The sequence below is a fragment of the Vicinamibacterales bacterium genome (assembly GCA_036496585.1).
GTDB lineage: Bacteria > Acidobacteriota > Vicinamibacteria > Vicinamibacterales > 2-12-FULL-66-21 > JAICSD01.
In genome coordinates this window covers 1-15,582 of sequence record DASXLB010000037.1, presented here as the reverse complement: position 1 = coordinate 15,582, position 15,582 = coordinate 1, and the positions used below count along the sequence as shown (strand labels likewise).

Annotated in this window: 10 protein-coding genes; 6 read left to right on the top strand and 4 right to left on the bottom strand. The window is 67.7% G+C overall.

The window, feature by feature from the left end; genetic code table 11:
• Positions 1–10 precede the first annotated feature (10 nt).
• Together VGI12_11975 and VGI12_11970 are read right to left on the bottom strand one after the other, a co-directional pair.
• On the bottom strand, positions 11–1,963 hold the full coding sequence (locus VGI12_11975; protein ID HEY2433382.1) for a HAMP domain-containing sensor histidine kinase: 1,953 nt from the start codon (positions 1,961–1,963) through the stop codon (positions 11–13).
• Between the two features lie 150 nt (positions 1,964–2,113).
• Entirely contained in the window at positions 2,114–5,596 is a 3,483-nt protein-coding gene (locus tag VGI12_11970) for a hypothetical protein (GenBank protein ID HEY2433381.1), read from the bottom strand.
• Between the two features lie 286 nt (positions 5,597–5,882).
• On the opposite strand from VGI12_11970, the gene VGI12_11965 reads away from it, so the two are divergent.
• Both VGI12_11965 and VGI12_11960 read left to right on the top strand, forming a co-directional pair.
• Complete coding sequence (locus tag VGI12_11965; protein HEY2433380.1) at positions 5,883–6,836, top strand: hypothetical protein; 954 nt, start codon at positions 5,883–5,885, stop codon at positions 6,834–6,836.
• A 9-nt stretch (positions 6,837–6,845) separates the two neighbouring features.
• Positions 6,846–9,464 (top strand): carboxypeptidase regulatory-like domain-containing protein, encoded by a 2,619-nt coding sequence (locus VGI12_11960; protein ID HEY2433379.1) that lies wholly within the window; start codon positions 6,846–6,848, stop codon positions 9,462–9,464.
• 15 nt (positions 9,465–9,479) lie between these two features.
• Here VGI12_11960 and VGI12_11955 read toward each other — a convergent pair whose 3' ends face one another.
• On the bottom strand, positions 9,480–10,667 hold the full coding sequence (locus VGI12_11955) for an MFS transporter (GenBank protein ID HEY2433378.1): 1,188 nt from the start codon (positions 10,665–10,667) through the stop codon (positions 9,480–9,482).
• 84 nt (positions 10,668–10,751) lie between these two features.
• On the opposite strand from VGI12_11955, the gene VGI12_11950 reads away from it, so the two are divergent.
• On the top strand, positions 10,752–11,261 hold the full coding sequence (locus VGI12_11950; GenBank protein HEY2433377.1) for a hypothetical protein: 510 nt from the start codon (positions 10,752–10,754) through the stop codon (positions 11,259–11,261).
• A gap of 25 nt (positions 11,262–11,286) precedes the next feature.
• Here VGI12_11950 and VGI12_11945 read toward each other — a convergent pair whose 3' ends face one another.
• Complete coding sequence (locus VGI12_11945; protein HEY2433376.1) at positions 11,287–12,621, bottom strand: NAD(P)/FAD-dependent oxidoreductase; 1,335 nt, start codon at positions 12,619–12,621, stop codon at positions 11,287–11,289.
• 141 nt (positions 12,622–12,762) lie between these two features.
• Between VGI12_11945 and VGI12_11940 the strand changes: the two genes are divergently transcribed.
• The 3 genes from VGI12_11940 to VGI12_11930 form a co-directional block, all read left to right on the top strand.
• Complete coding sequence (locus VGI12_11940) at positions 12,763–13,623, top strand: serine hydrolase (protein ID HEY2433375.1); 861 nt, start codon at positions 12,763–12,765, stop codon at positions 13,621–13,623.
• 5 nt (positions 13,624–13,628) lie between these two features.
• Positions 13,629–14,585, top strand: a complete 957-nt coding sequence (locus VGI12_11935; protein HEY2433374.1) for a hypothetical protein — start codon at positions 13,629–13,631, stop codon at positions 14,583–14,585.
• 3 nt (positions 14,586–14,588) lie between these two features.
• Positions 14,589–15,582 (top strand): hypothetical protein (locus VGI12_11930; GenBank protein ID HEY2433373.1); only part of this gene is annotated, 994 nt, incomplete at its 3' end.

The following is a 15,582-nucleotide window of genomic DNA, read 5'->3' as shown; positions in this document are numbered from 1 at the left end:
CTAGGCAGCATCACGAGTGTTGTGGCGCGGCTGCGCCGACACTGGTTTCGCTCGCCGACAGGTCACCGCGGTCAGCCGGCAGCTTCACCGTGAAGGTGGTGCCGTGGCCGGGCGCGCTCTCCACCGAAATGACGCCGCCATGCGCCTCGACGATTCGCTTCACCAGGCTGAGCCCGAGGCCGGCTCCCTGCACCTGCGCCGCGACCACTGCGGGCGCGCGATAGAACGGCTCGAAGATCCGATCCTGCTCGTCGGCCCCGATACCGATGCCTCGGTCGGTCACGGCGACTTCGACGCCGTCACCCGTAGGCCGCGCTCGGACGCCGACCCACCGCGCCGACGCGCCGTACTTGATGGCATTGCTGATCAGATTCACGAAGACGCGCCGCAGCGCCGCCTCGTCTCCACACACGGCGGGCAGGTCGTCGGCGATCGACAGCTCGACCCGCGTCACCGCGGCGGACGCGGCCGGCTTCAGTTCCTCGATCGCCTGCTGCAGCAGCGCGTCCACGGCAAGCGGCTGGCGCGTGATCGCGCGCTGGCCCGACTGCAGGCCGGCGAACTCCAGGATCTGCTCGACGAGCGTGGTCAGCCGTATGCCTTCCCGGCGCACGAGTTGTCCGTACTGCCGGACGCGCGCTTCGTCGCCGACCACACCGTCAGCGAGGTTGTCTGCGGCGGAGCGAATCACCGCCAGCGGCGTGCGCAGCTCGTGCGACACCGTCGCGACGAACTCGAGCTGCTGCCTCGCGAGATCGTGCGCACGCCGCGTCGAGACGACGAGGAAGCCCACGCTCACCGCCAGCAGGCCGAGGATGCCGGTACTGATCAGGAGGTTGCGCCGCCGCGCGCGGTCGACCGCCAGTTCGAGCGATCCCGACGGATGCCGCACCAGCAGCCGCCAATGCGCCGCCGTCGAGATCGCGAACCTCGCGTTCGGTTCCCCCGACTCGTCGGTCACGGTGGTGGTCATCTCGTCGCCGCCATTCTTCCGGACGACGATCGACATGCCGCCGCCACGCTGCGGATCGAGCGGCTGGCCGACCGTGTGCCTGAACACCGTCTCCGTGCGCGCCGTCAGATCGCCGTGCAGCGCCGGCGCCGCCTGCGTCGAGAACACCGCGAACCGGCTGATCTCCGATACCAGCGGCTCGAAATCCTGCACGCGTAGATGGAACAGGTCCGCCGACGCATCCGCTCTGGCGGCCGGCTCGGGATTGAACGTGTCGACGGAATGGTAGACGACGCCGCGGCCGGTGGCCGGCACGACCGCAAGCTCGTAGTCGAAGCCGCCGCTCGGACCCCGGAAGTGCTGCCGGGCCAGCGCCGGCAGCATCTCGCCGCGGATGTAGCCGCTGTCGAGCAGCAGCAGGCAATACGCGGGCTGCATCGGGATCGCGAGGTCGTTGCCGCCTGGCGTGCGCCGGTCGACCAGGACCATCGGTGCCGTGACGACCAGCGCCGGAATGTCGGGCCAGAGCGCCGGCGCCGCGCGAACGATCGCGGGCGGGCCGCCGGCCGGGTGCGGCGCGGCCGCGCCGAGGCGCGCATGCACGGGCGCAAGCGACGCCGGCCACTCGGCGGGCTCGAGAAAGCGCGTCGCCGGATTGAACCGCTGCAGCGTGCCGCCCGAAGAAGACGGCACGTAGAGATAGACGTCACGCACCACCCGCGGATACAGCGAGGTCGCCATCCAGCGGTCGTAGCGCGAGCCGACCTGCGTGGCCAGGTTGTCGCCGGCCGCGGCGGGCACGATCTGGAACAGCAGGTAGGCGCGATTGAGCTCGCGATCGAAGTCGGCGGCGAACGCCGACGCGCTGTCGCGCAGCATCGCGCTCACGCGGGTGCGCTCGGCCGCGCTGATCTGTCCGAGCCATCGATACTGCAGCGTCGCCAGCAGGACGATCAGTCCGAACAGACCGACAGCCAGCGCGAACATCGGCAGCCACCGGCGTCGAGGCATGCGCGAAATCGTAGCATGCGGATTTCGCCGGTTCGGCCTCGGACGCAAGGTTTTACGTCCTTAACAAACTCTCTCCCTGCGGTCTTGCGGTCCGGGGAGAGCCCGTGAAGTCGTGGCAGGTCAAATGTGCGGGTTCACGTCGTGGGCCTGCTACAGAGTCGTAACCGTGCCGCCCGGGTCCATCGGCGTCACCACGATGCTCGTCACGTCGCTGGTGCCCGACTGATTGGAAATGTAGTACCGCGACGGCCCGCCGTTCTTTGGCGAGATGAGCGGGAACGTCTTGGCGGTCGGACCGACGATCTCGCCGCCAAGGAGAGTCTTGCGCGCGTACTGAATCGTCAGTCGGACCGTCGCATGGGACTCCTTTGGCGTCGGAACCTCGCTGCCAATCGGCCACGCTTCAGACATCAGTTCGAACGTGACCGCGGCGCTGTCGAGCGCGTCTGTCGGTGACAGCACGAAGCCGGAGTATTCCAAGGTCCCGATCTGCCGCTTGAATTCCATGTTGCCAACAATCCTCACGAAGGACATGTAGTCGTCCCGACTTGTGGGGACCATAGTCGAGGGCAGTTTTTGAATGTTGGGGACGCAGTTCACCCAACTGACCCTGACGGTTCCATTGAGTCCGCCCGGCGGAGTGTTTCCCAGACTCCACCGTGACGCGCCCAGATCGATGAAGGTGAACTCGATGGTGGAGGTGTCGTCGTCTACGTACATCCCGGGATCCGAGGCGCCGGCCAGCAGCGACTGTCCGCTCTCGAAGCCGCTGACCGTGATGGCGCCAGACGGCACCAGGAGCTTGCCAACGGCCTCGCCGGTCTTGATTGTCAGGTCGAGGGCTGCCGCAACGCCAACACTGGCTCCGGCGCCGCCGGTCTGGACGATGTCGGGGTTCCCATCGCCCATGACAACCGCCTTCGTCACCTCGGCGGTCGTTTGCGGATCCCAACCCAGGGTTCCGGCATTCTTGGCGATTTCCTTGGCCGCCGTGAGGTTGTCGTACGTTTGAGCGGCCGTCGGTCGGGTGCCGGTCGATGTGCCGGCGCCGCCGGCTGACCCAGATTGGATAGCCTGCACCTTCTGCTGCGCCTGCTGCGCGATCTTCTGGGCGCCCGAGAGCGAGGTGACCGCCCCGTTTGCCAGCGTGCCCAGCAGACTGCTGACCTCGCTCAGACCTGACATGTCACGGAAGACGTTCGGCGTGCCGAGCACGCGAAGCGCGGCCGCCAGACCGGTCGGGTCAGGAGCCGCCGGCGGCTGCGAAATCTGGACGACGTTCTGGGGCAACGAACCTGGAGCGACGGTGTCCGGCGTACCGCGCGGGCCCGGTGTCACATCACTGATGGCGGGCGGTTCCTCGGTGGTCATGATCGACCAGTCCCACATGCGAGTGATGTCGCGCGGCTCGCAGGCGTTGCAGTGTCCCAGCATGGCCTCCGCGAACACGCCGCGGGTGGGGAGCGTGACGATGGTCTCGATGGGCGCCGTCGGATCCGTGGGGCGCGTGTCAGACCACAACGGCGTCTGTCCGTCAAAGCCAAAGGCCACGCTGTTGCCCGACACCGCGAGGGGATACGAGTCGACCTGGGCCGACATTCCCGGCACGCCGGCGAGGGCCGCGTCAAGATAGAGGCGGCGATCAGAATCATCCAGCGCCAGCCACACCACCCGGTTGTAGTACCCGCGATTGCCGTTCAGGTGCCGAAGCAAGAGGCTCTCGGCGTAGGCGTCTCCGTCCTTGGTAAAGGCCGCGGGAGGAGCCGTCGGGTCCGGCACGGCGGGCACCGAGTCGCCGGGTGAGGATTGCGGTGCGATGACATTCACGTCGACCGCCCAGCTGCCGCTGTTGTCGCTCAAGTTCCCGACGTGGTCGTTGGCCTGTAGCGTCAGATAGCCATCGTCCGACGCGACGAACTCTGTAGACGTGCCACCCTGGTACCACGTGCTTCCCACGCGACAGATGAGCGAGTACTCGAACTTCCCTGGCGCATACCAGCCGTTGTCGGCGGACTGGCCGTTGCCGTCGGCATCGTAGCCGCCGCTGGTGTCGACCAGTTCCCCGATGCCCACCTTGCCGCTGGCGGTCATCCGCACGCGCGAGCCTTTCTGCAGGTACAGACTCGGATCGTTGGCACTCGCAGCCGCCACGGCCACGCTCTTCTGTCCCGTGAAGTACTGCGTGGTCGCGGTCGACCCCGGCGTCGCGGCGTGGACAGTGCTGGCGGTGGCGGCGGCATACAACGCGCTCCCAAGGTGATAGCGCGAGATGGCATCGAAGGCGCTCGCCAGCGACGCGTCGAGCAGGGCTGGCACGAGGGCGGACTGGAACCTCAGTGCGAGGCTCCAGTCGAACTGAAACGGCACGAACGGGAGCAGGATCGCCGCGCGGCGGCCCGTGAAGGTCGTGCGAAGGCGGAAGTGCTTCAAGACTTCGTAGTACTCGATCGTCAGCGCATGGCAATGATTGTGATTCGCCACCCGACGCGTCTGCACGACGTTCTGCTCGGCTTGCGTCGACTGCATCACCACGGTGGAGTTCAGCGTGCGAACGACGGCCGTGGCCTGACCGGTCTGGTCGTGGAGCGATTGCAGGGAGTCGGCTTCGATGTTGCGCGTGCCCGACGTGTGCGCGATGGATCCGCCGACGGAGTGGTCGGCCGCGATGGAGAACGTGCCGTAGCTGTAGCTGGCCGCACCAGCGGTGCCCCCCATCAGCGACCATCCATCCTGGCTCTCGTTGAGCATGGAATCGACGGTTTCGCCGATCGATCGGTCCCGCACCAGCTGATTGGCGAGGTATTCGCGGGAGGTGATGTCGTCGGTGCGCGAGACCTGGTCCTGCCGCGACCAATCGACAACGGCGATCTCCACCGCCTCGCCCGGCGCGAGTGCCAGGCTGTAGCGGATGTCTCCCAGGGAGTGACCCAGCGAGTACCACTCCTGTCGATAGTCCAGGATTTCGCCGTACGCGAAGCCAGATACCGGAGGAGCGATCGGCAGGGCCGTCACGTCTATCGGTGAGATGTGCGGGGGCGGAGGCGCCACCGTGGTGGTGTGACCGCTGCCGGCCGGTGCGGTACCTGTCGAGAGGGTCGAGACATCGATCCCCCGAGTGATCACGCGACGGAATGTGAGGCTCTGGCTGGGGAGCGTGCTCGGCAGGAGCGTCTCGCAGCAGTCGTCCCCCAGCATCTTCCGCGGTCTGGTGACGAACGATCCCGGCGACTGCTGGTAGTCACACGAATCTGGATTCTGGATCGACGGCCAGGTGGCGACGTCACAGGCGTCGGCGCCCGTCCGTCCATCCACGCTCAGCACCACGGGGACGCACGGAGAATCTCCGCCATCGGACAACCCCGGAGGGACGTTGTCGTTGTCTCGCGGCGGAACACTGCCGGGCGACACCCCGCCGGCGCGGGGTGAGGCCGACAGACGATTGGCGGTATCGAGGAGCGGCCAGAGCCAGAGCCGGCTGTCAGCCAGCAGCGCGGCAAAACGGGTCACGTCGAAGGACAGGTATCCCACGCGGTCCGAAGACAGGATGCTGAGCAGGACGAGGTCGCCGGCGTCGGTCATCGTGCCAAGCCCGACCGCGATGCCCGGGACCGGTGTGCCCTTTGTGCGGTCCACTACGAAGCATCGGACTTTGGCGAGTGTCGTCATGGGTGTGCTCCTGCCGGCGCGGCCTTCCGCTCAGGTTCAGCGAATACCTGTACATGCGGAATCGGCGGACGATTTCCCTCGCTTGAATCCAGCGCGCCGATCGTTACGCATCTGTGTTGTTGACGGAACACCCATTCGACGAAATCCCGTCGCCGCAAGGTTTTACGTCCTTAACAATCTCTTAGCGTCACCTTAACCACCTGCGCCGGCAGGACCGCGATGATGACTCGTCTCGTCACGAGAGGTCACACACATGCAGTATCGCGTTCTCGCCAGTGTCGGCTGCGCCGCGGCCATTGCCTTCGCGCAGCCCGTCGTCTATCTCGCACAGGAGGCCAGCAAGGCCGCCGAGGTTCTCACCCGTACGCGCAAGGCGATCGGCGGCGGCCGCATCGACGCGCTGAAGACGTTCGCGCTGCAATCTTCCGTGCAGCGCAACGTCGGCAGCATCCAGCTCGATTCCGACGTCGAGATCTACCTCGAGCTTCCGGACAAGTACGCGCGCGTCGAAAGCACGCGCGGCGGCGCGGTCCTGCTATCGGGCGGCGGCGCCACCGGATTCAACGGCGATCGCCCGCTGCAGAACGTCGCCGCCGGCGGCGCGGCCGGCGGCCTGGTCATCCGCATGGGCGGCGGCGGACCGATGCCGGGCGGCCCGACCGAGAAACCGACGCCGGAGCAGCGGCAGCAGATGACCCAGGTGGCGCTCCGTAGCGCACGCCTCGAGGCGTCGCGGTTGATGCTCGGCTGGTTTGCGATGGCGCACCCCGCGGCACACGCCGACTACGGCTATCTCGGCGAAGCGGAATCGGTCGAGGGCAAGGCCTGGGTCGTCGAAGTGCACAACGGCGACGGACTGGCGGCGCGGCTCTTCGTGGACGAGGAGACGAACCTGCCGCTGATGATCAGCTATAAGGCGCCGCAGCCCCGCGTCGTGACCTCGAACGCGATGGCGCCGGCCGGCGGCCACGCGATGGTCGCGAGCGGCGATGCCGGCAGACAGCCGCTGGACGCGCAGCGCGAGGAGCCGGTGATGGCGGACTATACGCTCTACTTCGAAGAGTGGCGGGACGCCGACGGCGTGCGGTTCCCGTTCAGGATGCGCCGCGCGATGGGCGGCACCACGATCGAGGAATGGACGGTCTCCAAGATCAAGTTCAACCCGAAGATCGACGCGAAGACGTTCGCCGTCGACAGCGGCAGCTAGGAGGAGCGCGTGCGCCTCCTCCTCGCCGTGCTTGCCGGCGTCGCGCTCTGGCCCGCCGCGGCCACCGCTCAGGTGACCGGGACGCTCCACATTGTCGTCAAGGATCCGAGCGGCGCCGTCATCCCGAACGCCGCGGTGCGAGCCGTCGCCGCCGACGGCATGGCGATCGCCGCCACGTCGGACGCCCAGGGAGTGGCGACGCTGACGGTCCCCTCCGGACGCTGCACCGTCGTCGTCGAGTTCCCCGGATTCGAAGCGCGAACCCTGGCCGACGTGCGAGTCCGCGCCGGCGACAACCGCCGCGAGGCGGTGCTGGCGATCGAGAAGATCGCGCAGACTGTCTCGGTCGGCCGCGACGCCGCCACAGCCGCGTCCGACCCGCGCAGCGACCGCTTCAGTAACGTGTTGTCGAAAGCGCAGATCGACGCGCTGCCAGACGATCCCGACGAGATGGAGACGGCGCTGAAGCAGATGGCCGGACCAGGCGCGCTGCTCCGCGTCGACGGATTCCGCGGCGGCAAGCTGCCGCCGAAGTCACAGATTCGCTCGATCCGCTTCTCGCAGGCGATGTTCGCGGCCGAGAATCACAGCGCCGGCCACACGTTCATCGATATCGTCACTCAGCCAGGACTCGGACCGCTGCGCGGCGGCCTCGACATGACGTTCCGCGACGATGCCTTGAACGCGCGCAACGCGTTTCAACCGCAAAAAACGCCCGAGCAGAGCCAGCAGTACAACGCCAACCTGAGCGGCACCCTGTTGAAGGGGCGGACGTCGTTCTCGTTCGCGGGCGGCGGCGCCTCGGCTTTCGACGCGGCCAACGTCTTCGCGGCCGTTCCCGGCGACGACACGCTGACCTCCTCGGTGCGGCGCCCTTCGTCGCGCGCCAACGCCAGTCTCCGAATCGATCACGCGCTCAGCCCGTCCCACTCGCTGCGCGGCTCGTTCCAGCACACGGACGGGACGCAGGAGAACCTCGGCGTCGGCGGCTACGACTTGAAGGAGCGCGCCTATACGCGCACCGACTCGGAGAGCATGCTGCGAGTCTCCGAGAACGGACCGATCTCGAAGTACTGGTTCGCAACCACGCGCGCCCAGGTCCGCCGCGCGACGGGTAACGCGATTCCAGCCGTTCAAGCGCCGACCGTGCAGGTGCTCGACGCCTTCACGGCCGGCGGCGCGCAGCAGGACGGCGGCCGCAGGAGCACGGAGGTCGAACTCGCGAGCGACATCGACTACGCGCGCAAGGCACACGCGATTCGCCTCGGCGCGCTCGTCAACGGCGGGTCCTACACCAGCAACGCCCGCTCTGGCTACATCGGCACCTTCACGTTCAGCAGCCTCGCCGACTATGACGCCGGCCAGCCGTCGAACTACACGCGGCGATTCGGCGATCCGCTGGTGGTCTACTCGATGTGGCAGGCGGGACTCTACGCGCAGGACGACTGGCGGGCCCGCAAGAACCTGACCCTCAGCGCCGGCCTGCGCCAGGAACTGCAGACCCACCTCGGCGATCGCCTGAATCTCGGTCCGCGCGGCGGCGCCACCTGGTCGCCGTTCAAGAGCGGCCGGACGACCGTACGGGCCGGCGGCGGCGTCTTCTACGACTGGCTCGACGCCGACACCTACGAGCAGACGCTGCGCGTCGACGGCGTCCACCAGCAGGATCTCGTCATCGTCAATCCGGGGTATCCGGATCCGTTGGGGGGTGGCGCCGAGCAGCAGGTGCTGCCGTCCAGCCGATATGGACTGGCGAGCGGCCTGGTGATGCCCGCGCAGACGGTCGGGCTGCTCGCCGTGACGCAGCAGCTGACATCGGCGCTGAACGTCAACGCCAGCTACAGCCATCGCCGTGCCCGCGATCGCTTCCGGGGCCGCAACGTCAACGCTCCCCTCGACGGGATCAGGCCGGATCCGTCGCTCGGCACCGTGACGGAGGTCGAGTCGACCGGGAAGCTCGAGGCGGATGCCGTCAACGTCGGACTCAACTGGAACCTGCCGGCGCGGCGGCTGTTCCTCTTCGCCAACTACGCGTGGACTGATCAGCGCAATGACGCCGATGGGCCGTTCTCGCTGCCGGCCGACAACTACGATCTGGCGGCCGAGTGGGCTCGAGCCACCGGCGTGCCGCGTCACACGGCGAGCGCCGCGCTCAGCACGAACCTGACCGCCCATCTCCGGCTCGGTCTGTCAACGCTGGCGCGATCGGGACTGCCCTACACGATCACCAGCGGCCGCGACGACAACGGCGATACGGCGTTCACCGATCGACCGGCAGGAATCGGCCGCAACACGGCGACGACGGCCGGCGCATGGGACGTGGCGGGACGGCTGACCTACGCATTCGGCTTCGGCAGCCGCACGCAGGCGGCAGGCGGCGGGCAGCAGGTCGTCGTGGTCCGTCAAGCCGGCGGCGGCGGCAGCGCCGGCGACCTGCTCGGCGGTCTCGCCGGCGGGGGAGCCGACGACAAGCACGTGCGCTTCGAGCTGTACATCTCGGCCGCGAATCTGCTCAATCGCGCGAACCTGACCGGCTATTCGGGCGTGATGACCTCGCCGTTCTTCCTGCAGCCGACGTCCGCCGGGCCCGCACGGAAGATCGACGTCGGTATGCGCATTGGGTTTTAAGGGACGAAGGAGGCGTCACGAAGGAACGAGATTCTTTGGCGCTCCTGTTTGCTTCGTGTCTTGGCGTCGCAGTAACGAATCGGCCAGCAAAAAGTAGGGCACGGCGAGCGCCGAGAGCAGCGCCGCGGTGCCGAACGCGCGCGAGAAGCCGTGGTGTTCGATGATCCACCCCATGCTCGTCGAACCGGTGCCGATGCCGATGTCGAAGCAGGCGAGGATCGAGCCGAACGCGGCGCCGCGGCGCACCGCCGGAACGTTGCGCAGGGCGTAGCCGACGAAGGCGGGGTAGGCGGTACCGAAGCCGGCGCCAAAAACAATCGCGCTCGCCAGCAGCCAGCCCCGCGTCCCGCCCATCACCAGGAGCGACAGCCCGGCGCCAATCAGCAATAAGCATGGCAGGAACACGCGGCGGTAGCCGAACCTGTCGCCCAGCCGCCCAGACATCGGACGGGTCAAGAGAATCACGACGGCCAGCGCGGTGAGATAGATCCCCTTTGGCGCGACGTGATTCGCGTCGGCGTAGAGCGCGGTGAAACTGGTGATGCCGCCGTAGCCAAAGGTGTAGAGAAACAGCGTCACCGACAGAATCAGCACGCGCCACTCGATCAGCCGGCGCCGGTGGTGAGGATGGGGCTCGGCGTGGATCGTGAACTCGGGGGGCAGCTTCCAGGCGATGACGCCCATCGCCACGTTGAGCGCCGCCGCCTCGAGACAGAGGGCGCGCCACCCGAAATGAAAGACCCAGAAGCCGATCGACGGCGCCACGGCGATCGCCGCGATCGTCGAGAGACCCCAGTAGCCGATGCCCTCGGCGCGGCGGCTCTCCGGCAGCATGTTGGTCATGTAGGCCGCCGATCCGGTGAGCAGCCCCGACCAGAACACGCCGTGCACGAGCACTAGTGCGAGCAGCAGCTGATAGCTCGGAATCCAGGCGTAGGCGATCGAGAACGCGGTGATCGCGGCGCTGGCGACGATCAACATCCGCCGCGGTCCCGCGCGATCGGCCAGCGATCCGGTCAGCGGCGCCGACAACGCCGACGCGTAGGTGAGGAACCCGAGGAAGAGACCGGCCGCCGCGGTGCCGCCGCCAAGCGCCAGGATGTGAAACGGGGCGGTCGGGAGGAGCTGGAATGCCGAGAGGAACACCGTGAACGAGAAGCCGCACATCACGAAGAAACGCGGCGTGAACAGACGATCCGGCAAGCGGCTCATTCTAGCGTGACGGCGGCGATTGCCCTGGACGCCGGATCCGACGGCCGCCGGCGCAATCACGCTAGAATGAAGCGCATGGACCGGGACCTGGCGAGCTTCCGTCCGTCGCGCCTGTGGCGACGGATGCCGATCGAGAATCGTACCGACGCGGCGGATCTCTTCTGGAACGACGAGCAATCAGCCGACCAGCAGCTCGAAGCCGTCGCCGCCATCGCCACGCACATGAAGTTCCGGGCGAAGAGCGTGCTCGGCCTGCCGCCCGAGCGGCGCGCCAAATACCTGGCGACCCTGCCCAACCTGTCGGACGCGATCGCAGCACGCGCCCTCGTCAATTACCATCTCGAGCGCCAGCGTCCGATGATGGGCGCCTTCCTCGACCTGCTCGGCATCGCGCACGAGAACGGCCTGATCAACGACGACAACCCCGCGAAGCCGGACGCCGCGAAGGTCAGGACCGCCGCGAAGGAACTCACCACGAAGTTTCGGCCCGAAGACGTGATGCTCTATTTCTCCACGCTGGTGTCGCAGGATCCCGAGACGTGGGATGCGCTGGTCGACATCGTGGGGGATACGACAGGCGCCTGACGCCGCGCGGATCCGAATCAGAGATTCAATCGTGGAGCGCGGCTATCTCCGCTGCTGCGCGCAGGCCTGTCTCGATCGCGCCGTTCATGTAACCCTGGTACTTGATGCTGGTGTGCTCGCCGGCGAACACGAGTCGGCCGGTGGCGCGCGCGAGCCACGCGCGCCACAACGGATTGAACTGCGGATCGAAGTACGCGTAGCCGCCGTGCGCCCACGGATCGTGATCCCACGCGACCGTCTGCGACGCCAGCAGGCGTGACGGGCGGCCGAGCCAGCCAAGCCGCTGGATGACGCCGCGCTCCCCTTCGCTGTGCAGGATGTCCTGCAGCGCCCGCGAGGCGCCGCCGCCCGCCAGAAAGCTGAGGATGCCGCGCGGCCCCCTCTGTTGCTCGTTGCCGTCCCACACGGCGCCCGTCTCGAGATCGGTTCCGAAAGCGTTCGGCCGGCCTCGGCGCCGCCAGAATCTTCGGTCGAACTGCAGGAGCAGACGCGTCGCGCACCCATACCGCAGATGCAGAATCGCATCCTGCTGCGGCTCTGGCAGCGACGGCTCGAAGACGATCGCCCGCGCCGTCGACGCCGGGACCGCGCACACCAGATAGTCGGCGGTGATCTCGGTCTGGGGCTTGCCGAGCGACTCGATCGTCGCCGTCACGCGGTCCTGGTGCTGCGCGATGCGGCGGACGATGCTGTTGAGGAGCACGGCGCCGCGCAGCCGCCGGACGATGCCGGTCGCCAGACGGTCGTTGCCGCCGGCGATCCGGAAGATCATTGACTGACCTGGCGGCCCCGACTCGGCGAATTGCTCGACGAGCGGCAGCATCGACAGATCCTCGGGCTCAGCGAGGAAGAAGCCGCGCAGGCCGCGCACGCCTGCCTTCAGGCTCGCGGGCGCGCCGATCTCATCGAGCCACTGCTTCACCGAGCGGCGTCCGATCGCCGCCGCGACCGGACTGTCCCAGCGCCTCTCCGACAGCGTGAAGTCACGCAGCAGCCGGCCGAGATGCGTCCCGATCCGCGCCATGGCGGACGGTCCGCCGGAGACCCGCCGCGCGCCGCGCGCGTCCGGGCCGTAGAACCCGAAGCCGCCGCGGAGGATTCGAGCCGGCTGCAGCCCGAGTGCCTTGGCCAGCGCCAGCACATGCTCCTGATCCCCCTCGATCAGGTCCGCTCCGCCTTCGGCATGCTGCCGGCCGGCGAAGCTGTCGCGGAGCGTCCACACGCGCCCACCGACACGGCCGCGCGCCTCAATCACCGTCACCGCCGCGCCGCGCGTCTCGAGCGCGCGCGCGGCCGAAAGGCCCGCCAGACCGGCGCCGGCCACGATCACGCTCACGCCAGTCAGATCGCGGCCGCGCATCCCTCATCCAAGAGGCGTCGCCCCCCGGACTCCTGTGCGCCGCCGCTCGCGGCGCTGGCTCGCGTCCCGGCTCGCTTCACGGCGCTTCGCTCGCCCGCCTCTCCGCATGGCAACACCCTGTGTAGGATACCTTTAGACCGTATGTCGTGGCTGGTGGTCGCCGTCGCGCTGCTTCGTCTCCAGGCCCCTGCCGGCGATCTCGACGCGCGCGTCCGACAGCGCATCGCCGCCAGCGGCGCCGAGGTCGCGGTGGCGATGCGGACGCTCGACGGCACGCGTGAGCTCCTGATCGATCCCGACAAGCCATTCCACGCCGCCAGCACGATGAAAGTACCGATCATGATCGAGCTGTTCCGGCAGGCCGACGCCGGAATGCTGACGCTCGACGACCAGCTTCCGATCAGGAACGAGTTCCACAGCATCGTCGACGGCAGCGTCTACCAGCTCAGCGTCGGCGATGACTCCGACGCCGACGTCTATCGGCAGATTGGCCGGACCATGTCGCTGCGCGAGCTGTGCGAGGCGATGATCACGGTCAGCTCCAATTTCGCGGCGAATCTGCTGATCGAGCGCGTCGGCGCCGAGAACGTCCGGCAGACCGTGCACCGGCTTGGCGCCGACGGCATGGTGGTACTGCGCGGCGTCGAAGATCAGAAGGCGTTCGACAAGGGGATGAACAACGAGACGACTGCCCGAGCGCTGCAGTCGCTGTTGACCAGGCTCGGGCACGGCGAGGCGGTCAACCCGCGCGCCGACGCCGAGATGGTGGCGATCCTGAAGCGTCAGAAGTTTCGCGACGCCATCCCCGCCGGCCTGCCCGAGGGGACCGTGGTCGCCCACAAGACCGGCAACATCACGAAAATTCATCATGACGCGGCGATCGTCTACGGGCCGCGCCCATACGTGCTGGTCGTGCTGGTGCGCGGGATCGAAGATCAAAAGGTGAGCGGATCGCTCATCGCCTCGATCTCGCGCGAGATCTGGAACGAGCTCGAGAAGTAGCCGGAATGGCCGAGCCCTCGGTTCCCCAGGCGTTCGCGGCGGCGCTCGACCGGCTCGTTTCCCAGACGCGGCACGACACGTCGATTCTCGCCGTGATCCTCTGCGGCAGTCTCGCGCACGACACGGTGTGGGCCCGCTCGGACATCGATCTCGTGTTGGTGACGATCGACGATCGCAAGATCACCGCCGCCGAGATTCCGCTCTATGCCGACGGCGTCAACGTCCACGCGGTGTTGATGCCGCGCGCCGATTTCCGGCAGGCGGTCGAAGGCTCGCTGCACGGGTCGTTCATCCACTCCTTCCTGGCGAAAGGGCGGCTGCTCTACACGACTGATCCGACGATCGAGACGCTGTTCGGCCGGCTCGCGGCGCGCGGCCGGCGCGACACCGCGATTCTGCTCCTCCGGGTCGCGACCGGCGCGCTGCCTGCGCTCTACAAAGCGCGCAAGTGGCTGCTGACCCGCGGCGACATCGCCTACACCGCCTACTGGATCCTCGCGGCGGCCAACGCGGTGGCGCGCATGGAGGTGATCGCGGCCGGCCTGCTGCCCGACCGCGAGGTGATCCCGCAGGCGGAGACGCTGAATCCGCCGCTGATGCAGGCGATCTACCGGGATCTGCTCCGCCAGGGAACGGATCGCGCCACCGTAGAGAAGGCGCTGGTGACGGCGGAGGCGTACGTCAGCGAGCGCGCCGAGGCGGTGTTCGCCCCGGTGCTCGATTACCTGCGCCAGCACGGCGACGTCCGCTCCAGCCGCGACATCGAGGATCATTTCAAGAAGACCTACGGGATCGAGGGGATCACGACCGCCTGCGAGTATCTGGCCGACGCCGGACTGATTGACAAGGCGTCCACCCCCGTGCTGCTGACCAAGCGCAGCCACGTGTCGCTGCAGGAGCTGGCGTTCTTCATGTCGGAGCCGCACCGGCCGCCTGATGACGACGGCCGCGATGACGACTGACCCATGACGAAGCGAAAGAACGCCACGAGCAAGCGCGCGGAGCGGAGCTCTCCCCGTACTTCCATCGCCGTCCAGGGCGCGCGCGTCCACAACCTGCGCAACGTCTCGGTCGAGATTCCGCGCGACCGCATGGTGGTCGTCACCGGGCTCTCGGGCTCGGGCAAGTCGAGCCTGGCCTTCGACACGATCTACGCCGAGGGACAGCGCCGCTATCTCGAATCGTTGTCGAGCTATGCGAAGCGCTTCGTGTCGCAGGTCTCCAAGCCCGACGTCGATTTCATCTTCGGACTCTCGCCGGTGATCTCGATCGAGCAGAAGACGATCTCCAGCAACCCGCGCTCGACAGTCGGGACGATGACCGACGTCGGCAGCTATCTCAACCTGCTCTTCGCCACGGTCGGCGAGCCGCACTGCCCGCGGAGCGACGAGCCCGTGCCAGGCCGGTCGTCGACCCAGATCCTCGAAGCGATTCTCGCGCTGCCCGAAGGAGCCGAGATCGAGCTGCGCGCGCCGGTGTTCGAGGTCTACGGCGAGGATCTCGAGTTCGTGTTCACCGAGGTCCGCAAGAAGGGCTGCCGCACGCTCGTCGTCGACGGGAAGCCGCTCGACATTTCCGAAGAGATCGATCTCGACGCCGCCGACGTCCACCAGATGGACGCCGTCGTCGATCGCTTCGTCGTCTCGCGCCGCCACGAGAAGGCGATCAAGGCGGGCATCGCGGCGACGCTGCTGGTCGGCGACGGCCTCCTGCAGGTGCACGTCGGCAAAGGCGCCGGCAAGGCGGAGGCCGAGCGTTTCTACAAGGGCCTCAGCAGTGCCACGCACCATCTCGTCTACGGCGACATCGGACCGGAGTTCTTCGTCTTCAACAATCCCGAGAGCGCCTGCCGCACGTGCGGCGGCCTCGGCGTCGACAAGGTCACGCATCCGGAGCTGCTCATCCCGGATCCGAAGCGCAGCATCCTCGGCGGCTGCTTCGTGAAAGAGGCCTACAAGT